Source organism: uncultured Marinobacter sp., from assembly GCF_947259545.1.
In the GTDB taxonomy this organism is placed as follows: Bacteria; Pseudomonadota; Gammaproteobacteria; order Pseudomonadales; family Oleiphilaceae; genus Marinobacter.
Window position 1 is genome coordinate 174,840 of sequence record NZ_CAMYMK010000009.1, and the last position, 25,555, is coordinate 200,394.

Consider the following 25,555-nt stretch of genomic DNA (forward strand, 5'->3'; position numbering starts at 1 on the left):
GTTCAGGCCGTGGCTCTCATGGACGGAGCCTGGGGTTTGACTGGTTGCAGGGTCTGGCTGCGATAGTGGCTGGGGCTGGTGCCGGTCCAGCGCTTGAAGGCGCGGGTGAAATTGGCGGCGTCGGCATAACCCAGCACATCCGCAATCTGGCTCAGGTTCATGCCGGTGTTTTTCAGCAGTTCTCCCGCACGCTCCAGGCGTACTTGATCCACCAGATTCTGAAAGCTGGCGTTCTCTTCCTGTAACCGCCGTTTCAACGTGCGCTCGGAAACAAACAGGGTGGCCGCTACCCTGGCCAGCTTGGGCGGGAACGGGTGGCTGGTTTCAATCACGCGCCGCACCCGGCAGGCAAATCCGGCATCCTTGGTCAGTTGCTTCAGTGCCTCTTCGCACTTGGCGCGGGAAGAAGCCGCAAGCTGGGCATCACTGAAACGTATTGGCAGGCTCAATTGGGCGCGGGGGATGAGCAGGGCGTCCTCGCGGGAATCATACTTTACCGGAACCTGAATGTGCTGGCGGAAGCGGTGGAAATAGGCCGGTTCCGGTCCGCGTCGGAGAATGGCAGCGCCGGCTACGGGCGCGCCGGTCAGCTGGGTGCCCATGGACACGCAACCGAAAAGCATGGCGTCCATGATGAAACCGTGTAAAGGCCCGAGGTCCATGCTGCAGGAGACGTTGAACAGTACGTTGTCACCTTCCTCCCGGCGAGACACCTCCAGATGGGGGGCCCGCAGGGTCAGATAGCGCGTCATCAGTTCCAGGGCTTCGTCCAGCGAGCGGCTGCTCATGACTGCTGTGCCAAGGGCGCCGTGCAAGGGCAGTTTCAGCTCCCTGGACAGCATGATACCCAGACCGGATTCGCCACTTTCAATGATCGCCCGGGTAACAAATTCACTGGCCTGGGCCTGGCTGACACGCAGATCTGTGGATTTCAAACGGGCCGGGTCGAGACCGACACGCAGCAGGAGGGCCCGTTCATCAACACCTATGGAGTTGAGGAGCTCTGCCAGCAGGTGCAGGTATATAGCCGGCATGCCCAGATCCTGAACAGTCGATACTGAGGCGCGCATGGTTTTTCCTCGTTTTGTGCTGTTTTTGTTATGTAAGGGAACGATATTTAGGCACGATTATGACCGTTACCCTGGCCCAGCCCCATGACTTCAGTGACGGGTCAAGAGGCCATACAGGCCAATCAGTGCTGATGGCGGTGAATAAATTCGACCAGAGTGGCTGCCGAGCGCCCGGGATTTTCCAGCATGGGTAGGTGGCCAACGCCCCGGAACATGTGGATTTCGGCTTCCGGCGTCACGGTACGGAACCAGTCCACGCAACAGGTGGGGGTGATAACGTCGCGGTCTCCCCATTGCACCTGCAGTGGCGGAGTGTCTTGACCCAGGTAACGGGCCGGTGCCAGTGCATCCGCCAGCATGTCATCGAAAATATGTCGCAGCGCATCGCTGCGTTGCAGCAGATCCGGGCCCAGCAGGCCGGTCATTGCGATCCCCATGGCTGTGGGCTTGCCATTGCCGACGCTGTTGAACATGCGATAAACGCCGGACCAGTTTTTGGGAATCAGGATGTCGTCCCGGTCGGACTCGAACGGCGCATCGATATCCACGTCGGCATGTTCCGGTATGCCGGCACTGTTGAGTAGTGTCACGGAGCGGGGAGCCGGTTCCATGCGGTGAGCGAGAATGGCGGCAATTGCGCCACCCATGGAGCTGCCAGCGATGTGGATATTGTCGGAGGGGAAGGCCGCCAGCCAGTCCCGTAACCTCAGTGCCTGGGCTTCGTAACGGTAACTGGCATCGGAGCGGTAGTCGCTTTCACCCAGTCCGGGAAGGTCGGGTGCCAGAATGTGCCAGTCCCGGGGCAGCTTCTGCAGCCAGAAAGCCCAATTCTCTTTCATCGCCGCGAAACCGTGGATCAACAGTACCGTGGGCCTGTCAGGCGCCGGTGTTCCGCGCTCCAGGTACACCATACGGTGACCATCGATCATGACGTGCTTGCGTTTCGCCTGCAGCATCCAGCGCTGGCTGGTGCGTGCGAGGGGCCAGAGATTCGGGGCAGGTACTTTCATTGTTGTATTCCGATGTCATGGGATGAAGTCAGTGTACCGTTATGACATGGATGGGCGATGGCCTTGCCGCCAGTATCTGGCGGCAGCCGAGCAATTGTGGTGCCGAGTTTCAGAGAGCGAGATCGATGATGACCGGGTTGTGATCGGATGAACGCCAGGGCGAGGCTTCGGGGACTGGCACGGAACCCTGGTAACCCAGAGCCCTTGGTTCATCGGCATTGGCCGGCCAGCTCCAGGCACCGGTGACTTTCGGTGCCAGGGCTGTCGAGGCCAGCGCGTAATCCAGACTGCCATGGCGGCCTTTGTAGCGATAGGTGGCATGGGGACAACCAGTGGGGGAGCAGGGATGGAAACGGTGAACCATGCTGGTGTAGCCGGCGTCACCAAAGATCGTCAGTGGCGCTTCCTGCGCGTAGCTGTTCAGGTCGCCGGTAATAAGTGTACCGACCAGGCTGGGGTTGTCGGGCAAGTCATCCACCCATTGTGTCAGCGCCCGGGCAGCCATGGTCCGACGATGGTTATAACAGCCCTGACCATCCCCCTGGTCACGTTCCGGGCCGCTGGCGCCGTGACAGGCCTTTGATTTCAGGTGAGGCACAATAATTCGCACACTGGCCGCCCGCCCCAGGGGCCGAAAGATCTGGGCCAGAGGGCGACGCCCCAGCCTGTTATAGGGGGCAGAGCTTAGTCTGTATGCCTGACCCAGCGGTTCCACGCGGTCCGAGCGGTAAAGTAACCCGGTGCGAATGGCGTCACTGCCGGAGGTCTCCCGCGACACCACGTGGCGCCAGTCGGGCCCCAGAGCCCTTGTCAGTGTCGCGATGGCGCTGTCTTCACCCTGTCCGTCGTTTTCCAGTTCCGCGACCGCAACGATATCCGGGCCGGGGGCGGTCAGGGTTGCCGCCAGACGACGGCTCTGCTGTGCGAACTGCTCGGGTGTTTCGGCGCCGCGTGGCGTGGGGAATCCGCCGCCGTCGCCATCGCCGTTAAAGTAGTTTTCCAGGTTCAGGGTCACCACTCTCAGGGTGGTTTCCGGTGTCCGATCAGGCACCTGCGGGCGGCGGTTGTCCGCGTGGAAGCGCGGCCGGGTAATCGGTTGCAGGCGCCAGGCGCCAAAACGGTAATCGAGCACGCCGTCCAGCTGGCTGACGGTATCACCGGCGCGAACGGTGTTATTTGCCGCCAGGGCGGGCGTCGGCCAGGGGGGTGGCTCCGGGTAACGACTGCCGTGATTGTCGTCCAGTAACAGCCGGTGTAACTGCTGGTGTTCCTGCAGCTGGACTGCTTCGGGGCCGGGGGGCAGGCTATCCGTCGGTACGTTCTGGGGCTCACGGGCCAGCGTCAGTTCGCCGTAGCGGGCAAGGTTGTAATTGTCGATGACAGTGAGGGCCCCTGCCACGGTGATGCGCATGTTTTCCAGGTGTTCCGGCGCGCGATTGCCGGGCCAGGGCAGGCGAACGGTAGTGGGGGCCGGCAGTGTGGCCCGGCCACAATCTTCCAGTAGCTGAATATTGGTCAGCTCCGTCAGACCATGGAATTCCTTGATCCTGCCGCGTACCCGCACCCGATGGCCAACCTGGCCGGTTGGGCGGTTGGTATAGACGAACAGAGCTTCGGAGGTGGCCGGGTCGTTATCCGTTTCCGCATCGGCCTGCTGCAGGTAAAAGCCCCGGAAACCGTCCTGCTGACGGGAATCCAGAGTAATGATGCCCTCCACCGAAATGTACTGGCCTGCTAACGGGGATTGGGCCTGCCGGCCCTGCACGTGTGAAATGGCAGTTGCAGGCGCACCACAGCTATTGGCAGCTGCGGCGGCAGGTAGCCCGAGCATCAGGGTGGTTAACAGGGCGGTCAGGCGAGCGGTATGTGAGGTCACCGGTCGATTCTAGCAAAGCCCCGCCACCGCTTTCACGGTTTTTTGCTGATGCGGGGTGCCCCGGCCTACTACCTCTTCCGGGTTGGCCAGCTGCAGTTGCTGGACCAGAGGGTCCGGATGAGGCGTCTCCACTGCTACTCCCAGCCGTGACAGTACGTAGGGCGCCAGGGCCGCACGGGTGGTCAGCTCCAGGCGGTGATTGGTCATGCCGTAGTCAGTGGCAATGATATCCTGGCGCTCCCTGGTCAGACGGCTGTCCGGTGTCAGCACCAGGGTCAGTTCGCGATTCCATTCGTCATCCTGGTGAACCGTGCGGCGAGACCGCAGGCGCACCGCTTCCGGCTTGCCCCGGAATCGGCTCAGTGCGAAATCACTGAACTCCCCGGTGGTTTCGCACCAGGCACGCAGGTGCCAGTTATGGCCAACGCAGACCAGTGTGTGAGGCTCCAGGGTACGCTGACTGATGCCGGGCTGGGCCAGCGAGGCGTAGCCGGTTTTTAGCTGACGTCCGTGCCGGGTCGCCGTGACGACGGCCCGCATGACATCCGGTTGAACCACCCGGTGGGGGCCCTGAACAACAGTGCTGTCCGGAAGGCTGATGTTCAGTGTCTCAAAGGTATCGCTCAGGTGTTCCTGGCGGGCCAGCAGGTCCAGGTACTCACTGGCGTGGCCACGAGTAACGACCGGGCTGAAGTTTTCAGCCGGTACATAACCTTTCAGGTGACGGTCGTAGACCAGGTTGTCGGGAGCGAGCTCCCGCAAATAGGTGTTGATATCCTTGGAGGCCTGCTGCCGCCCAATGCCAAAACTGTGACAGATGTGGTTGGTTGTCAGCCGTCCTTCCCACAGGGCAATAATTTCAATCAGGCGGTAGCGAAGCAGCAGATCCCACCGGATGGGCCAGTCCGTTTTTTTCATAACAGGCGCTCACGGGTTTAGTGAATAGCTCGGATAATGTTACCCGCTACGTGTTGGCAGTTCTGTTACGTCACCTTAATGTAAAACAATGTCAAAGGCCGCTATGGTGCGTGTCTGGAGGGTGCGATTGGCCGAAATGCCATGCTGTGAACGGTTGCGGGAAGTGCTTAGTAGCCACAGAGAACGCGGGCTGGTCTAATTCGCCCCGGCAAAAAACGGCCCTTGCTGCTATGTTTTGTCACATCCCATGACCCTAAGCCAGCAATGTCCGGAGTTAGCCTGATGACCCGTATGGTCACGTCCCTCTCTGCGTTGATACTCAGTATTATCCTGTTGGTCAGCGGTAACGCGTTTTTGATGACCCTGCTGGGCATCCGGCTGAGCATCGAATCGGTGGCTCCGAACGTTATTGGCTGGGTTCTGGTCTGCTATTCCATTGGTTTTGTTCTTGGCACTCTCTATGTCCAGAAGGTCATTGCCCGGGTCGGCCATATTCGGACCTTTGCCGTATTCGCCGCTGTTGCTGCAGTGGCGTCCCTGATGTATCCGATGGCCATTTCCATGATTTTCTGGGCGATCCTTCGGGTATTGTCGGGGTTCAGCATGGCGGGCGTACTGGTGGTGATCGAGAGCTGGTTCAGCAGTCGTGCCACCAATGCCAACCGGGGAGCCCTGTTTGCCGTTTACCAGTTTGTGTTTTACCTGTCTGCCGCCGGTGGCCAGCTGGTGGTGAACATCGGTGATCCGGCGAACTTCATGCCGTTCTCGCTGGCAGCGGTGTTGCTTGTGCTGGCACTGGTCCCCCTGTCCCTGACGACCATGGAGGCACCGATCGTCGAACAGGTCGAGCGGATGTCGTTTTTCAAACTTGCGCGGGAATCCTTCAGTGGTGTTGCCGGGGCCCTGATATGCGGCGTGCTGATCGGCTCGTTCTATGCGCTCGGTCCGGTATACGCGACCCTGGTGGGGCTGGATGTCGCCCGGACGTCCACCTTCATGGCCAGCGCGATCATTGCCGCGATGCTGCTGGCGTGGCCTCTTGGTCGTGTGTGTGACCGCTTTGACCGGCGACGGGTGATGTGCTGGGTGGCGCTGACCGCAGCCACGTCAGCGGTTCTGGTTGGAGTGCTGGGGGCAGACAGATTGTGGCTGCTGACCTTGCTGGTAGGCCTGTTTACCGGTTTGTCGGCTATGGTTTATCCAATTGCGGTGGCGATCACCAATGACCGGATGGACAGTCATCGCATTGTGGCCGCCAGTGCGACGCTGTTGCTCAGCTATGGCATTGGTAGCGTGATCGGGCCGATTGTCATGGCAGAGCTGGTCAGCGTGTTGGGGCCACGAGGGCTGTTCCTCGGCAACGCCGGGTTCCTGGTGTTGCTGGCTGTGGTGACCAGTTACCGGATTACCCATACCGACGATGTGCCTGTGGAGCAACAGGAGCATTTCGTACCGGCAATGCCGGAAACGTCTGTTGTCCTGACGGAAATAGATCCCCGCAACGAGGACTTCCACGAATCTCCCGAGGTCGTGGAGATGCAGGAAGAAGACCAGTTTCGCCAGACCGGGTAAGGTTGCAAGCGACTGTTCTGGCGGACCTTTTCGGTCCGCCTTTCGGTTTTCCCCAATACTGTTTCGATGTTCCCATCTGTTTTCATTTCAATGGTTAGCTTACTATTGGTAATATTCCACGATTATTTAGCACCTAACCGGAGTCCCGACCATGAGAGATCAATTTCCCTTTGCTGTAGCCCGGGTCACCCGTCGCTGGCGTAAGCTGCTGGATGAGCGCCTGAAAGACCTGGGTGTGACACAGGCGCGCTGGACCACCATGGTTTATCTCAGGGAAGGCGGTGAAGGCCTGACCCAGCGTGAGCTGGCCAGCCTGATGGCAATTGAAAACCCGACTCTGGTTCGCTTGCTGGACAGCCTTGAGCAACAGGGACTCATTGAACGCCGGCCCTGTCCCAATGATCGCCGTGCCCGGCGTCTGCACCTGACTGATAACGGGCGCGCCTTTATGGAAGATCTGACCGTGCGTGCCGCGAAGCTGCGGGAGGAAATGCTGGAGGGGATTCCCGACAAGGAAATCGAGTGCGCGATCAAAGTCTTCCACAAGATCATGGAAAACGCCGAAAAGCAGAAATAAACACACCGATCCTGTCTGGGGGGCGTGGGCTCTGAGTAATAATTCGGTTGAAGGCCTGAGGGCCCGGTATGGTGAGAGCTGGCGCTGGCTGGCCGTGTTCACGGTGATGCTTGGCACCATGGCAACGGTACTGAGTGCCACGGTGGTTAACGTAGCGCTGCACGATATCATGCTGGAGTTCGGCATTCGCCAGGGCCAGGTCCACTGGCTGGCAACCGGGTTCATCGCGGCCATGACCACCACCATGCTGACGTCCAGCTGGCTGCTTGATCACTTCGGCCTTCGCAAGACCCTGGCAACTGCCATGGCCCTGTTCAGCCTGATTTCCGTGGTGGGTGGTTTTGCTTCATCCCCGGAGCAATTGATTGCGGCCCGTATTGGTCAGGGGGCCATGGCCGGACTGATGCAGCCCATGGGGATGTACCTGGTGTTCCGGATTTTCCCGCAGGAGCGTCGTGGCCAGGCGATGGGAATATATGGCATGGGGGTCATCCTGGCACCTGCGCTGGGGCCGGTTCTGGGTGGTTTTCTGGTGGACCAGCTGGACTGGCGTTATGTGATGTTTGCTCCTGCGCCGGTCACCTTGCTGGGTGTTTTCATGGCCTGGCGCTTTCTGCCGCTGCCGGTGTCGCGGCCGGCTCCCTATCGTTTTGACCTGCCCGGCCTGATTTTGCTTGGTTCCACCATTGCGGTGTCCCTGGACGCGCTGAATCGGCTGCAAAATGCGGCCGAAAGTCGCTATTGGCTGGTGCTTGAAGGCCTGGTGGCTGTGACGACCCTGTTGCTTTTCGTTTGGCGTGAGCGCAGGACCAGCCATCCGCTGCTGAATCTCCGTCTGTTGCGCCGGCCGGTATTCCTGTATGCCAATCTTGGCGCGCTCGCTCTAGGGCTGGCGTTGTTTGGTTCCACCTATCTGGTGCCCCTGTTCGTACAGACCGCCCTGAATTTCTCAGCCACCGAGGCAGGGCTATTGATGCTGCCGGCGGGTATCGCCCTGGGCATGACGTTTCCCCTGGCGGGGCGGCTGGCGGATAAGCACAGCGCCCGCGCTCTGGTCGTCTTCGGCATGGCGCTGTTTGCAACATCCGCAGTGTTGTTCGCGCTGTCAGACCTGGATCTTGCGTTTGGCTGGTTGGCGTTGTGGACCATTCTCGGGCGGGTTGGCCTGGGTTTCATGTTGCCTGCGTTGTCGACTGGCGCCCTGAATCCGCTTGAGGCCCATGAACTGGGGGCAGGCTCCAGTACCATTAACTTTACGCGACAGCTTGGCGGTGCCTATGGCGTCAACATTGTTGCCCTGACCATTGAGTTCGGGGACCACGCCGGGGGTATCCCCACCATCGGCGCGTTCCATTCGGCCTGGTGGCTGGTGGCACTGTTTGTGGCGGTGGCGGCCCTACCGGTATGGCGGATGCGGGCGTAATTGAACTGGAAAATGGCGTAGGGTAATATAGCGCTTCCTTCAGGGGAGTAGCCTCCGCCCACTGCCAATACAGCGGGCCGGATGGTAGTCAACATACTTGGGGCCCAACCCCATGGCTATCGTGTCCCGCCCTAACTTCAAATAAAGTGGAGTAGTGGCGAGATTGGCAAGACCTGAGGCAGACACCTCCAAAGGGCGGAAGGTGGCTGTCTCATGTCTGAAATTCCGCCCTGAGGCAATTCATGGACGCTTTTCTTTCTTCTACCCTCGCTGTGGCTATTGCCGAAATTGGTGACAAGACCCAGCTGCTTTCTCTTTTCCTGGTGGCCCGCTACGCCCAGCGATTGCCCATTATTCTTGGTATTTTCGTCGCCACGGTTCTGAATCATGCGCTTTCGGCCATGCTGGGAGCCTGGGTCGCCGAGTGGATACCGGAGGCCTGGCTGCCGTGGATCCTGGCAGTAAGCTTTGTCGCCATTGCCCTGTGGTTGCTGATTCCGGACAAGGATGACAGTGACGATTCGAAGTTCCTGGGCATGGGGGCCTTCATGGCCACCACTGTGATGTTCTTTATCGCTGAGATCGGCGACAAGACACAGGTGGCAACCGTGGTGCTGGCGGCGCGATTCACAGAAACCGTCTGGGTTATTATCGGTACAACCGTCGGGATGCTGTTGGCCAACATTCCGGTTATTATGGCGGGGAAATGGTTAATGGATCGTCTGCCGTTGGCAACGGCCCGTATTGGTGCCAGTGTTCTTTTTGTTGTCCTGGCGATTGCAACGGTCTGGGCGACCCTGGCTTCGGCCTGAGTGTCCGATTAACGGGATTTCTTTGTGGTGTGGAAAAAAGCTATGTGGTGTAAGAGAGTTCTGGCGATGATGACCGTCGGCCTTGTGCTTTCCTGGAGTGGTGCTTATGGCGCGGAACAGGACAAGACCCGGGTCATCGATGCCTCTGAAACGCCGGATCGCAAACCGCGGGTGCCGACGTTTGCCATTGATGGGGATCTTGCCGGTTCGCTGTCCGTGTTTACGACAAAGTACGAGGACACCTTCGCAGCAATTGGTAACGACCTGAGCCTGGGCTATCTGGAGCTGGTGAAAGCCAATCCCGGGGTTGATCCCTGGCTGCCGGGCGATGGCACACGCATCACCCTGCCCCGTCAGTATGTCCTGCCCGACGTCCAGCGCAAGGGCATCGTCATCAATCTGGCGGAGTACCGCCTGTATTACTTTACCGATGGGGGTGTGCAGGTATACCCGGTCGGGGTCGGCACGGATGACAACCCATCACCGCTGACGGATGCCGAGGTCACCATGCCGCTGGAATCTCCGGCCTGGTATCCGCCGGCCAGTATCCGTGCGGAATACGCAGCTTCCGGTGACTATCTGCCACGAATGATCCCTCCGGGGCCCGGTAATCCGCTGGGCAGTCATGCCCTGATGCTCAGCGAGGAGGGCTACCTGATTCACGGAACCAACAAACAGTTTGGCGTCGGTATGCAGGTCAGTCACGGTTGTTTCCGCATGTACAACGAGGACATTTCACGCTTTGTGTATCAGGTCAGCAAGGGAACGCCGGTACGGGTGATCAAACAGCCCGTGAAGATTGGTCTGTCCGGCGGGGAAGTCTGGCTGGAAGTGCATCGTCCCCATGAGGAATACAGCGACCAGGACCGTGAGTGGTTGTGGCAGGAGGTCACTGAAGCGCTGGATGACTTTCTCCAGCGCCGGCCAGGGGTTGAGATCCAGCGTCGTGCCATTGAACTGGCCGTGGATCAGGCGGATGGCATTCCCACCATGGTGGGAGAGCGGGTCAGGGGCCGCCAGTTGGCATCCGGCGACAGTAATGCGGAAGAACCGGCAGGTGTTGACGACAAGGACAAAGAGCAACAACTCTGGTTCTGAATTCCGTCTCTCCAACCATTCAAGAATACCAAGGACAACCCATGGCCAGTTCCGGTCCTGGCGGAAGGCTTGCGGGTGGAACTGGTGAAACAAACGTCTCCAATTCGAGTCACAACCTTGTATCCGGGCTATATTGGTACTGAGATTAATGAGAAAGTGAAAAAAACGCCCTTCATTGTGGATGCGGAAAGAGGCTGCATGGCCATGGCTAAAGCCATCAGGTCCGAGTAACGCGAATGTTCTGACCCATCACTCTGATCCAGGGAGGAGTTAATGAACGCGAGTCGTCCCATGAGATCACCGTCCTCCAGAGGGTTCACCTGGTCCCTGTTTGTTTTTCTGCTTGGGACCCTGCTGGCCCTGGGTTCCCTGACTTATTCCGTGTATGCGCAGAATAAAACCGCCGATACCGCACTGGTGCTGACGTTCGAGGGCGCCATTGGCCCGGCAACCATGGATTACCTGGTGCGTGGCATACAACGTGCGGAATCGGAGGGTGCCGGGCTCGTCATTATCCGGATGGACACGCCGGGGGGCTTGATGGAATCCATGCGTGGCATCATCAAGGAAATTCTCGGCTCAACCGTGCCGGTCGCCACTTATGTCTCGCCCGAGGGAGCCCGTGCGGCCAGTGCTGGCACCTACATCCTGTATGGCAGTCATATTGCCGCCATGGCGCCGGCCACCAACCTGGGGTCTGCAACCCCGGTCCAGATGGGCGGGGTTCCAGGCATGGATGAACCCCCGGCCGAAGAGCCTGACGAGCAAACCGGGGATGATAAGGACGCCGGGACGGCGGATAGCGAATCCGAGAAAGAGGCCAGTGAGAGTGAGAGCGACAGCAAGCGCCGTGGCGGGACAGCCATGGAGCGCAAGGTGCTGGAAGACGCTGTCAGCTATATCCGCGGCCTGGCGAAGCGTCACGGTCGCAATGCCGACTGGGCGGAAGAAGCCGTGCGCGAAGCGGTCAACCTGGGCGCCACAGAAGCCCTGGAAAAGAACGTGGTGGACGTGGTCGCCAGCACCCTACCCGACCTGCTGCGACAGATTGACGGTCGCACAGTAAGGATGGCGGGCGGTGAGCTCACCCTGTCGACGTCCAATCTCGAACTGGTGTACTCGGCGCCGGACTGGCGTACCCGATTACTGTCCGTCCTCACCAATCCCAATGTTGCTTATTTCCTGATGATCATCGGGTTCTACGGCATTATTTTCGAACTCTCCAATCCCGGCGCCATTTTCCCCGGAGTTATCGGCGCCATCTGCCTGATCCTGGCCCTGTTCGCTTTCCAGGTACTGTCGGTGAACTATGCCGGTCTGGCGTTGATCATGCTGGGGCTGGCCTTCATTGTCGGCGAGGCTTTCATGCCCAGTTTCGGCATATTGGGGATTGGAGGAATCATTGCCTTTGTTATTGGCTCGGTGATTTTGATGGACGGCAGTCACCGGGATATTTCACTACCGATGATTGGCGGAACCGCGGCCGTTGCCGGCGGGTTTATCCTGTGGACCGCAATGCGGTTAATCGGTCTGCGGAAGCGCCATCCGGTCACTGGTCCGGAACAGATACCCCATGAGCAAGCGCTGGCCCTGGATGATTTCAAGCCCGTGGAAGGTCACTATCGTGGCCATGTTCGGATGAGCAGCGAACGCTGGAACGCCACCAGCAGTTCACCGGTCAAGACCGGTGATGAGCTGAACGTCACGGCAATAGAAGGGCTGACGGTAGTTGTGGAGCCGGAAGAAACAACGAAGAAATAAATAAACGAAGGAGGCAGTATGATATTTGGAGATCTGATTCCTTATCTGGCACCCACTGTGGTGCTGCTTCTGATCCTCGGGTCAGCGATCAAGATCCTGCCGGAATACCAGCGTGGCGTGGTGTTCTTCCTGGGTCGCTTTCAGGGCGTCAAAGGCCCGGGCCTGATCATCGTTATCCCCGGCATTCAACAGATTGTCCGGGTGGATCTTCGGGTCATCACCCTGGATGTTCCGAGCCAGGATGTCATTTCCAAGGACAACGTTACCGTGCGGGTGAACGCCGTGCTGTATTTCCGGGTGGTGGATCCCGAGAGGGCGATCATCCGGGTGGAGGATTTTGCCGCGGCAACCAGCCAGCTGGCACAGACAACCCTGCGTTCAGTATTGGGCAAACACGATCTGGACGAGATGCTGTCGGAACGTGACAAGCTCAATAACGATATTCAGGAGATCATTGATGCGCAGACCGAGGAGTGGGGCATCAAGGTGGCCAACGTGGAAATCAAGCATGTTGATCTGAATGAGAACATGATCCGCGCCATTGCCCGTCAGGCAGAAGCGGAACGTGAACGGCGGGCCAAGGTGATCCATGCCGAGGGTGAATTGCAGGCGTCGAAAAAACTGGTGGAGGCGGCTGAGGTCATGTCCGCCAATTCAGGTGCCATGCAGCTTCGCTATTTGCAGACCCTCGCGGATATGAGTACCAGCAACTCATCGACCATTGTATTCCCGCTGCCCATGGACATGCTGAAATCGTTTATGGAAAAGCAGAAGCAGGGGCTTAACAAGCCGAAGGATTCGGAGCCCGAAGAATAATTACCGGTTCACAGACATGAAAAAGGCCGGAACATTCCGGCCTTTTTCATGTCGTATCAGCCTTACTTCTGGCTGGCACGCTCGAGCATACGCTTGGCACGCTCGTTTGCTTCGTCAGCAGCACGCTGTGCAGCTTTCGCAGCGGCCAGTGCTTCATCTGCAGTCTGCTGGGCAGAACGTGCAGCGCTGGAAGCGCTGTTGGCAGTGTTCAGAGCATTTTCAGCAGTCTGCTCGGCGGAGCTTGCGTTTGCATTAGCTTCGTCGATGGCTGCCTGGTTAGAGGCACAACCTGCTGTCAGTGCGGTGGCCAGTGCAAACCCTGCGATCGTCAGTTTACGCATATCTTTTTCCCCTTATTGGTCGTTTTATTTCCTGTGATCCAGAAGCCAGTCAGATGACATCCTGTCAAACCAGGCCCGATAGGCTTTGACTACCGGAGTCGTCAAACAGTGTAAAACACTCTGCAGGAAAATGTTAACTAAGGATACGTAAAAGTTCTGCCCTTATGACAACAACTTAATAAAAAGGAAAGCTGAATCCCGTGATAAAGGGCATTCTGAACGTGTCACGGAAGGATACGGATCGGGGTGCCATCGGACACCAGCCTCCAGATCTCATCCATTTCCTCGTTGGTGACGGCAATGCACCCGTTGGTCCAGTCCAGGCCGGTGTATGCAAACGCCATATCCCCTGCCTCGTTTGGCAAGCCGTGAATCATGATGCTGCCGCCGGGGTCGAGCCCCCAGGCTTGCGCCAGTTCCTGGTCCCGCTCGTTAGGGTAGGAAATATGAATCGACTTGTAGAAGTCGCTGTCGGCATTGCGCCAATCGAGCTGATAGTCGCCCTCAGGAGTGCGTTCGTCGCCCTCGTACAGCTTGTGGCCCTCCGGGTTTTCTCCCAGTGAGATCCGGTAGCTGCGGACGACCTCCTGATCATCCATCAGGTACAAACGGCGTTCACTCTTACGAACCAGTACTTTATTGATGACCAGGGCCTGATCCAGTGATGGATTATCGTCAGGCATCCGTGTTTCCGCACGTGCCAGCATTTCGGTCGCCGATGCACCGGAAAACGGCGCCACAAGGCAAACGACAAACATGAACAAAAAAAGCGACATCCGGACAGTCATGGGCATACGTTACTAATGATTAATATTGGTTTGGCACAGTTTATAGCATAGCCGAACGCAAGATTGTTAAGGGGTTTTGTTAACTTTTTTGGTTAGGCATTAACCTAGCCGCCGGTTTTCCGAGCTGTCCATCTTCAGGCCGACCTTGGTCACACGGTCGGCCTGGGTTGCACGAGCCACCAGGGTGACCGGCCCGAGAATCACTTTGTCACCGACAACCGGGTGTCCCTTGGTGCGTCGTGCGAAACACTCGGCCAGTGACAGTTCGGGCGGCAGTTCGTCAAACTCGATACCGTACACCTGCTCCACGTCTCCCAACAACGCGTCGCCATTGAGTACAAAGTCACCAAAGAAGGCACGTTCGGCCAGATGTTTGGGCGCCTGGCGGCCACTGAGGGCCTTGCCGAGTTCCGAAAGGTCCGACGGCGTTGCAAACATGGCGATGACATCGCCACTGAAGACCTCCATTTCCGGGCTTGGCTGGTAACACTCGCGCTTGCGGAACACGCCGGCAATCGCCGTATTGGGCGGAAGACGAAGCTGGCCCAGGGGGCGGGGGGTTTTCCAGCTATCACCCCGTAACGGAAACAGCATGAGTTCATGATCACCGGTGGCGGGCACATCCAGGGGTAGGCGACGATAGGGATCCTCCCCGGCGGGGACTTCCAGGCCGAGCTTGCGAGCCAGGGGGGCCATGGTAGTGCCCTGCACGACCAGTGACACCAGAACGATGAAGAAGGCCGCGTGGAAGATCAACTGGGCATCGGGCAGACCGGCGATGACAGGAAACAGCGCCAGCACGATTGGAACGGCCCCGCGCAAGCCGACCCAACTGATAAAGCCCAGCTCCCGGCGGTTGAAGCCGAAAGGCCAGAGAGTAATCAGCACCGTCAGCGGGCGGATCAGCAGTATGAGCGCCAAAGCCAGAATCAATCCGGCCCCGGCGAGCTGCCAGAGATCGGATGGTGTGACCAGCAAACCGAGGATCAGGAACAGGCTGATCTGTGATAGCCAGGCCAGGCCGTCGTGGACCTGAAGTATCATCGGCATCATTCGTACCGGACGGTTGCCGATGATCACGCCGGTCAGATAAATGGCGAGGAACCCGCTGCCGCCAATGGCGTTGGTGCCGGCAAACACGACAATGCCTGCCGCTGCCACCAGCAGTGGATACAGGGAGGGGGTCAGACGAATACGGTTGGCCAGTTGCACCACCACATGGCCGCCAATCAGGCCGGCGACGGCACCGATGCCGAACTGCTTGATCAGCATGACAAGCGCTGTCCAGCCGCTGTCGTGGCTGTCACTGGCAATCATGGTGACCAGCATCAGGGTCAGGAAGATGGCCATCGGATCGTTACTGCCGGACTCAATTTCCAGGGTCGCGCTGACCCGCTCATTGAGGTGCAGCCCCCGGCCCTGGAGTAACGAAAACACGGCGGCCGCATCGGTGGAAGAAATGATCGCGCCAATCAGCAGGGCCGTGAGCCAGTGCAGGTCGAAGACCCACCAGGCCACCAGGCCTGCGCCGCCGGCGGTCAGGAACACACCGAAGGTAGCCAGCATCAGCGCCGGCCGCAGACCCACACGGAAGGTTTCCGCCCGGGTGCGCATGCCGCCATCCAGCAGGATTACCCCCAGTGCCAGGTTGGCAATCACAAAGGCGAGCTCGAAATTGTCGAAGCTGATGCCGCCAGGCCCGTCTTCGCCCATCATCATCCCGACGATCAGGAAAATCAGCAGTACAGGCATGCCGACCCGGCTTGAAAGCGGGCTCAGTACGATGCTGATAACCAGCATCAAGGCGCCAATCAGGGTAAAGGTGGGGTCCATCAAATCTCCGTCCGTCAGTGTGTGAGCATAGCAGGACCGCCCCGTGGCCGGCGACGGAAAAATACCGTCACGGGGACTTGCCGGGCCGTGGCAAGTCCGCTTATATTGCCGTAGCGGAAGGTATTTTGCGGGTGTAGTTCAATGGTAGAACGGCAGCTTCCCAAGCTGCATACGAGGGTTCGATTCCCTTCACCCGCTCCACTCCACGCTTTCCGCACTCACTGATCCTTCCATGTTCGCTTTCCCTTGTAAAAACAAATGATTATAACATTTTGGCGTCATTGTAAGCTGTTGTCGTCCATTTTGTAACGACCCGTTTTGTGTACCAGGCGGGCACCCGGCCATGTTTGTGCAATCCGGAGGCTGTTGCTAGGTTTTATAAGAAGTGTTGAAAAAATAGCCGCTGTCTGCCTGTTGAGAGGGAAGCACATGTTGGAAAACGTGGTGAATGGCATTGCCGAATACTGGGCCACGGGGTTTTTCATCGTTGCGGTGGCTGGCCTTTGCGCCTTTATGGTGGGAGCGTCGAGTGTTCTTGGCGGGCGCAGCCGCGGCATAAGCAAATCCATTCCGTTTGAGTCCGGTATTGTCGGTGCCGGCAGCGCGCGCCAGCGTTTTTCCGTCAAGTTCTATCTGGTTGCCATGCTGTTTGTGATCTTCGATATCGAAGCGGTATTCCTGTTTGCCTGGGCCATTGTCATCCGTGATGTCGGCTGGACCGGGTTCTGGGGTGCTGCCGTGTTCATCTTTATCTTGCTGGCCGGTCTCATCTACGACAGCCGCACCGGCGCCCTGGACTGGGCCCCGCAAGCCGGGCCGGCAGACAGAATCGGCGATTAGCCACGTATCCGCTGAAGCGCCTGGCCTTTTGGGTGTCAGGTCGTGATGGCGGTGTGAACATCAATGGAGGCATCCATGGCCTATACCCTGACCCGGGCTGAGGATCCGACCGGAGGCGACGCCCGTTACCCGGTTGATCGTCGGGAAAAAGCCGAGGATCCAGTGAAACAGCAACTCGAGCGCAATGTGTTTACCGGCAAGCTCAGTGAGGTGCTTAACTCAGCGGTGAACTGGGGCCGGAAAAACTCTTTATGGCCCTACAACTTTGGGCTGTCCTGTTGCTACGTGGAGATGACCACCGCGTTTACTTCGCCCCACGATATTGCCCGGTTCGGCTCGGAGGTGATCCGGGCGTCGCCGAGGCAGGCGGATTTCATGGTGATTGCCGGCACCTGCTTCATCAAGATGGCCCCGGTTATCCAGCAGCTCTACGACCAGATGCTGGAGCCGAAATGGGTGATATCCATGGGCTCGTGCGCCAACTCCGGCGGCATGTATGACATCTACTCGGTGGTTCAGGGGGTGGATAAGTTCCTGCCCGTTGATGTGTATGTGCCCGGGTGTCCGCCCCGTCCGGAAGCGTTTCTGCAAGGGTTGCAGCTGCTGCAGGACTCCATTCAGGAGGAGCGGCGGCCCCTTTCCTGGGTGGTGGGTGACCAGGGCGTTTACCGGGCCGAGATGCCTTCGCAGCGGGAAAAATGGCGGGATCAGCGTATCCAGGCCACGGAATTGAGGAGCCCCGACAAGCTTTAAAGCCGCTTGCCGTCGTTTACAACTGATTGTCAGGAGTCAAACCACGAGCATGAGCAGTAGCGCAGAAAATGCCGACATTGAGCTGGTCGAATCCCTGCAGCGGGACTTTGGCGAGGGTGTGCTGCACTGTCAGCAGACCCGCACCGGCATGCCTGTGCTCTGGGTGATGCGGGCGGCACTGACCGATATCCTGGGCTATCTGAAGAGCCTGGATGCTCCTTTCGATCTGCTTTACGACCTGTCGGCGACCGACGAACGCCTCCGCGGCCACCGCCAGGGCCTGCCGGAAGCGGATTTCACGGTGTTCTATCAGTTGATGTCCATAGCCCGGAACCGCGACATCATGCTCAAGGTGGCCCTGAACGAGGAGGACCCGAGTCTGCCCACCGCTACCGGGGTGTTTCCGTCCGCCAACTGGTACGAGCGGGAAGTGTGGGACATGTTCGGTATCCACTTTGCCGACCATCCGCACCTGGAGCGAATTCTGATGCCGCCGACCTGGACGGGGCACCCGCTGCGCAAGGATTACCCCGCCCGGGCCACGGAGTTTGATCCCTACACCTTGACGGTGGAAGGCCAGCAGACGGAGCAGGAAGCGCTCCAGTTTGTGCCCGAGGCCTGGGGCATGGCGCGGGAGCGGGACGGGGTCGAGTTCATGTTCCTGAACCTCGGGCCCAACCATCCGTCCGCCCACGGTGCCTTTCGCATCGTGCTGCAACTGGACGGCGAGGAAATCGTCGACTGCGTGCCGGACATCGGCTACCACCACCGGGGCGCGGAGAAAATGGCCGAGCGCCAGTCCTGGCACAGTTTCATTCCCTACACCGACCGCATCGATTACACCGGCGGGGTCATGAATAACCTGCCCTACGTGCTGGCGGTGGAAAAGCTGGCTGGCATCGAGGTGCCGGACCGGGTGAAAACCATCCGGGTGATGATGGCGGAAATGTTCCGTATCACCAGCCACCTCCTGTTCCTCGGTACCTACCTGCAGGACCTTGGCGCCATGACGCCGGTGTTCTTCACCTTCAGTGACCGCCAGCGGGGCTACAAGGTGATTGAGGGTATCACCGGTTTTCGTATGCACCCGGCCTGGTATCGCATTGGCGGGGTGATGCAGGATCTGCCTCAGGGCTGGGAAAAGCTCGTCCAGGAGTTTCTGGACTGGATGCCGGCCCGCCTGCGGGAATACGAACGGGCCATGATGGAGAATGCTCTGGTCCGGGACAGGACGCGGAATATCGCTGCTTTTGACACGGCCGAGGCGTTGGCCTGGGGCGTCACCGGCCCGAACCTTCGGGCCACCGGCTGCAATTTCGATTTGCGCAAACAGCGCCCCTACTCCGGCTACGACAACTTCGAATTCGAGGTGCCCCTGGGCGACCGCGGCGATGTCTTCGACCGTGGTCAGCTCCGGATTGAGGAGATGCGCCAGAGCCTGCGGATCATCCAGCAGTGCGTGAATCACATGCCGGCGGGGGACTTCAAGGCGGACCACCCGCTGACCACACCGCCGCCCCGTGAACGCATGCTGGAACATATTGAAACCCTGATCACCCACTTCCTGCAGGTGTCCTGGGGGCCGGTGCTCAAACCCCAGGAATCGATGCAAATGGTGGAGGCCACCAAGGGCATCAACAGCTATTACCTGACCAGTGATGGCAACACCATGAGTTACCGGACCCGGATCCGAACGCCCAGTTTTCCGCACCTTCAGCAGATCCCCAGTGTGATGCGCGGCGGCTTCGTGCCGGACCTGATTGCTCACCTGGGCAGTATCGATTTTGTTATGGCCGACGTGGACCGTTGATGATGGAACCGACTCCGACCCCACAGACCATCACTACTGACGGCTTCCGGCTGCACCCGGAGGATGAGGCCGCCATGCGCGCCGAGGCCAGTCACTACGAGCAGCCCCAGGCGGCCTGCATTGAGGCGCTGAAGATAGTTCAGCGCCGCCATGGCTGGGTGCCGGATGACGCGATTCCGGCCATTGCCCGGATATTGGGTGTGGGGCCAGCCAGCGTTGAGGGCGTGGCCACCTTTTACAGCCTGATTTTCCGGCAGCCGGTGGGTCGCCATGTAATCCTGGTGTGCGACAGCAGTTCCTGTTTTCTCACCGGATCTGACCAGCTCCGTGAGGCGCTAAGTGAGCGTCTTGGTATCGGCCTGGGCCAGACCACGGCCGATGGCCGCTTCACCCTGTTGCCGGTGTGTTGTCTGGGCGCCTGTGACGGCGGGCCAGCCCTGATGATTGATGATGACGTCTACGGGCCGGTTGGGGCCGAGGAGCTTGCGGGTCTACTGGAGGGCTATCCGTGAACAGTCAGCGCCAGTCTCCGGTCTATCGCAGCCGCTTGCTACAGCCTGCCTCGGAACGCACGCCGGACAGCCACCCGCTGACCTGGCGGCTTCGGGACGACGGCCAGGTGGTGGACCTGAAAGACTACGAATCGAAGCAAGGCTACGAGGCCGTTCGGCTGGTACTGGATGAAGGGGATCCCCAGGCGGTCATTGCAGCCGTAAAAGAGGCCAATGTGCGTGGCCGCGGTGGCGCGGGGTTCTCCGCCGGCCTGAAATGGAGCCTCACCCTGCAGGGGGGCGACATACCCCGGGGGTATATCGTCTGCAATGCCGATGAGATGGAGCCGGGCACCTTCAAGGATCGCCTGCTGATGGAACAGCAGCCTCATCTGTTAATTGAAGGCATGATCCTGGCAGCCTTCGCCAACAACGCCCGCTTTGGCTACATCTTCTTGCGCGGGGAGTACGTGGAATCGGCCCGGGTTCTGACGGCGGCCCTTGCCGAAGCCCGGGAAGCCGGCTGGCTCGGTCCGGACATCGCCGGCAGCGGCTTTGATTTTGATATTGCCCTGCACACCGGAGCCGGGCGCTACATCTGTGGCGAGGAAACCGCCCTGCTCAACTCGCTGGAAGGCCATCGGGCCAATCCCCGAGCCAAGCCTCCGTTTCCCGGCCAGTCCGGGGCCTGGGGTAAACCCACGGTAGTGAACAACGTCGAAACCCTGTGCAACGTGCCGGCAGTGATGCTGCGGGGAGCTGATTGGTTTCAGGCACTGTCCGGGGATCGCACCGATGACGGCGGAACCAAGCTGTATGGCGCCTCCGGGCTGGTGAACCGGCCCGGTCTCTGGGAGTTACCCATCGGCACCACGGGCCGGGAGCTCCTGGAGCTGGCCGGGGGGGTGCGGGACGGCAGGGAGCTCAAGGCCTGGTTGCCCGGTGGCGCCAGTACCGGGTTCCTGTTGCCGGAGCACCTGGACCTGCCGCTGGATTTCGACACCGTGGGCAAGGAAGGCAGCCGCCTCGGTACCGGCCTGATCACCGTGGTGACCGAGGATCAGAGCATGGTCGCGCTGATGCGCAATCTGGAAGAATTCTTCGCCCGGGAGTCCTGCGGCTGGTGCACGCCCTGCCGGGAGGGACTGCCCTGGACCGTGAAGCTGTTGCTGGCCCTGGAGCGGGGCGAGGGTGAAGCCGGCGATGTGGAGCTGCTGGACAAGCTGGCGGCAGACTGCGGCCCCGGCCTGACCTTCTGTGCCCATGCGCCGGGTGCGGCCATGCCCCTTCAGAGCGCGTTGCGGCATTTCCGGCATGAATTCGAACAGGGCGTGCGCTATCCGAAGGGGAAGCCCCATGCCGATCCTATACCGGCGGGGGAAGTATGAAACGATCACTGACGGCCAACAGGGAGTAAACCGGCACCATGGCAACCATCCACGTGGACGGCCAGAGCTATCAGGTGAACGGGGCAGATAACCTGCTTCAGGCCTGCCTGTCCCTGGGCCTGGACATACCCTATTTCTGCTGGCACCCGGCCATGGGCAGTGTCGGCGCCTGCCGTCAGTGCGCCGTGCGCCAGTACAAGGACAACGAGGACAGCAAGGGCATGTTGGTGATGTCCTGCATGACCCCGGCCGCTGACGGCACCCGCATTGATATCGAGGATGAGGAAGCCCGGGCTTTTCGCGCCAGCGTGGTGGAATGGCTGATGATCAACCATCCCCACGATTGCCCGGTGTGCGAGGAAGGCGGCCACTGCCACCTTCAGGACATGACCGTGATGACCGGTCACGACCGGCGCCGCTACCGGTTCCGCAAGCGCACCCGTCGCAACCAGTATCTGGGCCCGTTCATCGCCCACGAGATGAACCGCTGCATCACCTGCTACCGCTGCGTGCGCTTCTACAACGACTATGCTGGCGGGACGGACCTGGGCGCGTTCGGGGCCAAGGACAACATCTATTTCGGTCGCCATGAGGAAGGCACTCTGGAAAGCCGCTTTGCCGGCAACCTGACCGAAGTCTGTCCCACCGGTGTCTTCACCGACCAGAGCCATTCCGATCAATACACCCGCAAGTGGGACCTGCAGTTCGCGCCGGGTATCTGCCACCAGTGCGCGGTAGGGTGCAACATCAGCCCCGGTGAACGCTATGGCGATATCCGGCGAATCGAGAACCGCTATCACGGAGCGGTGAACGGTTTTTTCCTGTGCGACCTGGGCCGCTTCGGCTACGGCTATGTGAACCGGCAGGACCGACCCAGAGTGCCGGAATTCCGGTCAGCCCGGGAGCGGGAACAGGAACCAGAGGCGCTGGGGGTGGATACGGCGCTGGCCCGGATAACGGAGGCCCTGCGCCACGCCAGCCGGGTTATCGGCATTGGCTCGCCCCGGGCCAGCCTGGAAAGCAATCACCAGCTACGGGAACTGGTGGGGGAGGCCAACTTTTCCACAGGCATCAACGAGAACGAACAGGTCTGCCTCGACCTGATGGGTGACCTGGGCCGCAGTTGCGGACTGCCAGCGCCCACGTTGCGGGAGGTGGAAGGGCATGATGCCGTACTCCTGCTCGGCGAGGACCCCATGGAAAGCGCGGCGCGGCTTGGTCTTGCCATCCGCCAGGCGATCACCGCACCTCCGGCTGAGTATGCAGCCAGGCTGGGGATTCCCCGGTGGAATGCCGAAGGCATGAAAACCCTGGCCCAGGATCATCGCCAGCCGCTATTCATTGCCTATCCGGCCGAAACCGAGCTGGATGCCCTTGCGCGGAAACGGCTGGCGCTTGCGCCTGAAGACATCGCCCGGCTCGGATTTGCGGTGGCCCACGCCATCGATCCGACCGCCCCCGACGTGCCCGATCTCGAGGAGACGCTGCGGTCCCGTGCCTCCGAGATTGCCCGCACACTGCTGGCCGCTGAACGGCCGCTGGTGGTCAGCGGTGGGGCGCTGGATTCCCCGGCCGTCATCAGGGCCGCCGGCAACATTGCCCGGGCGCTCTCCCGACGGGCCAGCCGTGGCAGTTTGCTCTTCGTCCGCCGGGAGGTGAACAGCACCGGTCTGGCGCTGCTGGGCGGCCAGCCCCTGGAGTGGGCACTGGATCAGTTGGCAGACGGAAGCGCCGATGCGGCGGTTATCCTGGAGAATGACCTTTATCAGCGCCTGCCGGAAACCCGCGTCGACGATGCCCTGACCAACGTCCAGACGCTGGTGGTGCTGGACCATCAGCGCACCCGCACGCTGAATCGCGCAACCTTCTCGCTGCCGGCGGCCAGCTTTGCCGAGGGCGATGGCACCCTGGTCAGCCTGGAAGGGCGGGCCCAGCGCTTCTTCCAGGTGTTCGAGCCGGGCTATCTCCGCCCGGAAGCCCGGATCCACGAAAGCTGGCGTTGGCTGCACGGTCTGTCGGCCAAACTGAACGGCGATACCCCGGGGGACATTACCCTGGATCAGGTAACGGCGGCCTGCAGCCAGGCCTGCCCGGACCTCATGAAGATTCCCGCTGCCGCCCCTGGTGCCGCGTTCCGGATCGAGGGGCTACGGCTGGCCCGGGAGCCCCATCGATACAGTGGCCGGACGTCCATGCGGGCAAACCGCAGCGTCAGTGAGCCCCGGGTGCCCCAGGACCCGGACACCGCCTTCGCCTTTTCCATGGAGGGCTACAGCGGCTTCCGCCATCCCCATCAGCAGGTGCCCTTTGCCTGGGCGCCGGGCTGGAATTCGCCCCAGGCCTGGAACAAATTCACTGATGAAGTTGGCGGCCATTTGCGCGGGGGCGACCCGGGCATCCGGATACTCGATCCCCGGCCAGGCCAGTATCACTACGAATGTGACATTCCGGCGGCCTTTCAGCCGTCCGACACGGATTACCGGGCCATCGTTCTGCCCCGCCTGTTCGGCGGCGAGGAGACCTCCGTCCGGGCGGAGCCCATTCGTCAGCGGATGGAGCCACCGATGTTGCTGCTTTCGGAAGCCGATGCCACGGCACTGGGTGCCGAGCCGGGTGGGCTGGTTGCAGTCACCGGTGAGCAGGCCTGCGTGACGCTGCCGGCCCGTATGCAGGCGGACTGGCCAAGGGGGCTGGTGGGCCTGCCGGCCGGCAGCGTTCCGGCGGGCATCGCTAATGGTCCGGTCATGCTCACCGCCGGCCCGGGTTCCCCGCCGACAGCCGGTGAGGAGGTGCGCCCATGAGCTGGTTGACGCCGGAATGGCAGGCGATTCTTTGGGCCATGTTCCAGGCCCTGGTGATTCTGCTGGGTGCGGTCCTGCTGGGCGCCGCCCTGACCATTGTCGAGCGTCGGCTGCTGGGGCTCTGGCAGGATCGGTACGGGCCTAACCGGGTAGGTCCGTTTGGCGGCCTGCAACTGGTGGCCGACATGATCAAGATTTTCTTCAAGGAAGACTGGATTCCACCGTTTGCGGACCGGTCGCTGTTCCTGTTGGCACCGGTAATTGCCTTTGCCTCCCTGCTGCTGTCGTTCATCGTCATTCCGATAACGCCCGAATGGGGCATTGCGGACTTGCACATCGGGTTGCTGTTTTTCCTGGCAATGGCGGGAATCAACGTCTACGCCGTGCTGCTGGGGGGCTGGGCCAGTGGCAACAAGTACGCGTTGCTGGGCGCTTTACGCTCGTCGGCCCAGACCATTTCCTACGAGGTGTTCATGGGTCTGTCGCTGATGGGGGTGGTGGCTCTGGCCGGTTCCTTCAACATGCGCGAGATTGTCGCCGCCCAGGAAGGACTCTGGTTCGTCATTCCCCAGTTCTTTGGCTTCTGCACCTTTTTGGTTGCCGGTATTGCCGTGACTCACCGCCACCCCTTTGACCAGCCCGAAGCGGAACAGGAGCTGGCGGACGGGTACCACATTGAATACTCCGGCATGAAGTTCGGCCTGTTCTTTATCGGTGAGTATGTGGGCATGGTGCTGGTGTCCGCCCTCATCGTCACCCTGTTCTTCGGCGGCTGGCACGGCCCCTGGTTACCACCGGTGCTCTGGTTTGCGATCAAAACCGGCTTCTTCCTGATGCTTTTCATCCTGTTACGGGCCTCATTGCCGCGGCCCCGCTATGACCGGGTGATGAGCTTTGGCTGGAAGATTTGTCTGCCCCTGACCCTGATCAATCTGCTGGCAACCGGCGCGGTGATGCTGCTGGTTGCACCCCAAAGTTGAGGAGGACCCAGTAATGGAGAAAGAAAAGGTCCCGTTCATCAAATCCGTGTTGTGGCTGGTACCGGCGACCTGGACCCAGCTGCGGACCCTGGGAATGGTGTTCATGCACAGCTTCCGCAAACGGGAGACCGTGAACTACCCGGAAGAGGCGGTCTATCTGCCGCCCCGCTACCGTGGCCGGATCGTGCTGACCCGCGATCCCGACGGCGAGGAACGCTGCGTTGCCTGCAACCTGTGCGCGGTGGCCTGCCCGGTGGACTGCATTTCCCTGCAGAAGGGGGAGCAGGAGGACGGCCGCTGGTACCCGGAATTCTTCCGGATCAATTTCTCCCGCTGCATTTTCTGCGGCATGTGCGAGGAAGCCTGTCCCACCTCGGCGATCCAGCTGACCCCTGACTTCGAGATGGGCGAGTACGACCGGCAGGAACTGGTTTACGAGAAAGAAGACCTGCTGATCAACGGGCCGGGCAAGGATCACGACTACCACTTTTATAAGGTGGCGGGCATGGCCATCGGAGGCAAGGACAAGGGCCAGGCCCTGAATGAGGAGGAACCGGTGGACGTAAGGTCTTTGCTGCCATAACCCGGGAGGCGAGA

22 protein-coding genes and 1 tRNA gene are annotated in these 25,555 nt (G+C 60.2%); 16 read left to right on the forward strand and 7 right to left on the reverse strand.

Going from position 1 to position 25,555, the window contains the following annotated elements:
* Nucleotides 1–2 precede the first annotated feature (2 nt).
* The 4 genes from Q0Y21_RS15500 to Q0Y21_RS15515 all read right to left on the reverse strand — a co-directional run bounded on the left by Q0Y21_RS15500 (nucleotide 3) and on the right by Q0Y21_RS15515 (nucleotide 4,874).
* Nucleotides 3–1,070 (reverse strand): AraC family transcriptional regulator, encoded by a 1,068-nt coding sequence (locus Q0Y21_RS15500; RefSeq protein ID WP_297797430.1) that lies wholly within the window; start codon nucleotides 1,068–1,070, stop codon nucleotides 3–5.
* Nucleotides 1,071–1,192: 122 nt separating this feature from the next.
* Nucleotides 1,193–2,080, reverse strand: a complete 888-nt coding sequence (locus Q0Y21_RS15505; RefSeq protein ID WP_297797432.1) for an alpha/beta fold hydrolase — start codon at nucleotides 2,078–2,080, stop codon at nucleotides 1,193–1,195.
* A 109-nt stretch (nucleotides 2,081–2,189) separates the two neighbouring features.
* On the reverse strand, nucleotides 2,190–3,956 hold the full coding sequence (locus Q0Y21_RS15510) for an ExeM/NucH family extracellular endonuclease (RefSeq protein WP_297797434.1): 1,767 nt from the start codon (nucleotides 3,954–3,956) through the stop codon (nucleotides 2,190–2,192).
* A 9-nt stretch (nucleotides 3,957–3,965) separates the two neighbouring features.
* Nucleotides 3,966–4,874: a WYL domain-containing protein gene (locus Q0Y21_RS15515; RefSeq protein WP_297797436.1), complete on the reverse strand. Its 909-nt coding sequence runs from the start codon at nucleotides 4,872–4,874 to the stop codon at nucleotides 3,966–3,968.
* Between the two features lie 282 nt (nucleotides 4,875–5,156).
* On the opposite strand from Q0Y21_RS15515, the gene Q0Y21_RS15520 reads away from it, so the two are divergent.
* The 7 genes from Q0Y21_RS15520 (at nucleotide 5,157) to Q0Y21_RS15550 (ending at nucleotide 12,933) form a co-directional block, all read left to right on the forward strand.
* Nucleotides 5,157–6,446 carry an MFS transporter gene (locus Q0Y21_RS15520; RefSeq protein WP_297797438.1) on the forward strand — a complete coding sequence of 430 codons (1,290 nt, stop codon included), beginning with the start codon at nucleotides 5,157–5,159 and terminating at the stop codon, nucleotides 6,444–6,446.
* Nucleotides 6,447–6,597: 151 nt separating this feature from the next.
* The gene (locus Q0Y21_RS15525) at nucleotides 6,598–7,023 is read left to right on the forward strand and encodes a MarR family transcriptional regulator (protein ID WP_012138227.1); all 426 of its coding nucleotides are present in this window, start codon (nucleotides 6,598–6,600) and stop codon (nucleotides 7,021–7,023) included.
* A 31-nt stretch (nucleotides 7,024–7,054) separates the two neighbouring features.
* Nucleotides 7,055–8,446: a DHA2 family efflux MFS transporter permease subunit gene (locus tag Q0Y21_RS15530; protein WP_297797829.1), complete on the forward strand. Its 1,392-nt coding sequence runs from the start codon at nucleotides 7,055–7,057 to the stop codon at nucleotides 8,444–8,446.
* Nucleotides 8,447–8,688: 242 nt separating this feature from the next.
* On the forward strand, nucleotides 8,689–9,258 hold the full coding sequence (locus Q0Y21_RS15535; RefSeq protein ID WP_297797441.1) for a TMEM165/GDT1 family protein: 570 nt from the start codon (nucleotides 8,689–8,691) through the stop codon (nucleotides 9,256–9,258).
* 42 nt (nucleotides 9,259–9,300) lie between these two features.
* Nucleotides 9,301–10,356 (forward strand): L,D-transpeptidase family protein, encoded by a 1,056-nt coding sequence (locus Q0Y21_RS15540; RefSeq protein ID WP_297797443.1) that lies wholly within the window; start codon nucleotides 9,301–9,303, stop codon nucleotides 10,354–10,356.
* Nucleotides 10,357–10,629: 273 nt separating this feature from the next.
* On the forward strand, nucleotides 10,630–12,117 hold the full coding sequence (locus Q0Y21_RS15545; RefSeq protein WP_297797445.1) for a nodulation protein NfeD: 1,488 nt from the start codon (nucleotides 10,630–10,632) through the stop codon (nucleotides 12,115–12,117).
* 18 nt (nucleotides 12,118–12,135) lie between these two features.
* Entirely contained in the window at nucleotides 12,136–12,933 is a 798-nt protein-coding gene (locus Q0Y21_RS15550; protein ID WP_297797447.1) for a slipin family protein, read from the forward strand.
* 62 nt (nucleotides 12,934–12,995) lie between these two features.
* On the opposite strand, the gene Q0Y21_RS15555 is transcribed toward Q0Y21_RS15550, so the two are convergent.
* The 3 genes from Q0Y21_RS15555 to Q0Y21_RS15565 all read right to left on the reverse strand — a co-directional run bounded on the left by Q0Y21_RS15555 (nucleotide 12,996) and on the right by Q0Y21_RS15565 (nucleotide 15,895).
* Nucleotides 12,996–13,274: an Lpp/OprI family alanine-zipper lipoprotein gene (locus tag Q0Y21_RS15555; RefSeq protein ID WP_297797449.1), complete on the reverse strand. Its 279-nt coding sequence runs from the start codon at nucleotides 13,272–13,274 to the stop codon at nucleotides 12,996–12,998.
* 224 nt (nucleotides 13,275–13,498) lie between these two features.
* A complete protein-coding gene (locus tag Q0Y21_RS15560) occupies nucleotides 13,499–14,050 on the reverse strand; it encodes a L,D-transpeptidase family protein (protein ID WP_297797451.1) in 552 nt (183 codons plus the stop codon).
* 111 nt (nucleotides 14,051–14,161) lie between these two features.
* On the reverse strand, nucleotides 14,162–15,895 hold the full coding sequence (locus tag Q0Y21_RS15565) for a potassium/proton antiporter (protein ID WP_297797452.1): 1,734 nt from the start codon (nucleotides 15,893–15,895) through the stop codon (nucleotides 14,162–14,164).
* Nucleotides 15,896–16,022: 127 nt separating this feature from the next.
* Here Q0Y21_RS15565 and Q0Y21_RS15570 point away from each other — a divergent pair.
* The 9 genes from Q0Y21_RS15570 (at nucleotide 16,023) to nuoI (ending at nucleotide 25,541) form a co-directional block, all read left to right on the forward strand.
* A tRNA-Gly gene (locus Q0Y21_RS15570) sits at nucleotides 16,023–16,096 on the forward strand.
* A gap of 228 nt (nucleotides 16,097–16,324) precedes the next feature.
* Nucleotides 16,325–16,735, forward strand: coding sequence for an NADH-quinone oxidoreductase subunit A (gene ndhC / locus Q0Y21_RS15575; protein ID WP_297797454.1), 411 nt, complete (start codon nucleotides 16,325–16,327; stop codon nucleotides 16,733–16,735).
* A gap of 75 nt (nucleotides 16,736–16,810) precedes the next feature.
* Nucleotides 16,811–17,488 (forward strand): NADH-quinone oxidoreductase subunit B, encoded by a 678-nt coding sequence (locus Q0Y21_RS15580; RefSeq protein WP_297797456.1) that lies wholly within the window; start codon nucleotides 16,811–16,813, stop codon nucleotides 17,486–17,488.
* Between the two features lie 49 nt (nucleotides 17,489–17,537).
* Complete coding sequence (gene nuoC, locus Q0Y21_RS15585) at nucleotides 17,538–19,298, forward strand: NADH-quinone oxidoreductase subunit C/D (RefSeq protein ID WP_297797458.1); 1,761 nt, start codon at nucleotides 17,538–17,540, stop codon at nucleotides 19,296–19,298.
* Nucleotides 19,299–19,300: 2 nt separating this feature from the next.
* Entirely contained in the window at nucleotides 19,301–19,810 is a 510-nt protein-coding gene (gene nuoE / locus Q0Y21_RS15590) for an NADH-quinone oxidoreductase subunit NuoE (RefSeq protein WP_297797831.1), read from the forward strand.
* Entirely contained in the window at nucleotides 19,807–21,177 is a 1,371-nt protein-coding gene (gene nuoF / locus Q0Y21_RS15595) for an NADH-quinone oxidoreductase subunit NuoF (protein ID WP_297797460.1), read from the forward strand. Before nuoE ends, nuoF begins: the two co-directional genes overlap by 4 nt.
* Nucleotides 21,178–21,215: 38 nt before the next feature.
* On the forward strand, nucleotides 21,216–23,978 hold the full coding sequence (nuoG, locus tag Q0Y21_RS15600; RefSeq protein WP_297797462.1) for an NADH-quinone oxidoreductase subunit NuoG: 2,763 nt from the start codon (nucleotides 21,216–21,218) through the stop codon (nucleotides 23,976–23,978).
* Nucleotides 23,975–24,958 (forward strand): NADH-quinone oxidoreductase subunit NuoH, encoded by a 984-nt coding sequence (nuoH, locus tag Q0Y21_RS15605; RefSeq protein WP_297797464.1) that lies wholly within the window; start codon nucleotides 23,975–23,977, stop codon nucleotides 24,956–24,958. The genes nuoG and nuoH overlap by 4 nt, the downstream gene beginning before the upstream one ends.
* Nucleotides 24,959–24,971: 13 nt before the next feature.
* Nucleotides 24,972–25,541, forward strand: a complete 570-nt coding sequence (nuoI, locus tag Q0Y21_RS15610) for an NADH-quinone oxidoreductase subunit NuoI (RefSeq protein WP_297797466.1) — start codon at nucleotides 24,972–24,974, stop codon at nucleotides 25,539–25,541.
* The last annotated feature ends 14 nt before the right edge of the window (nucleotides 25,542–25,555 follow it).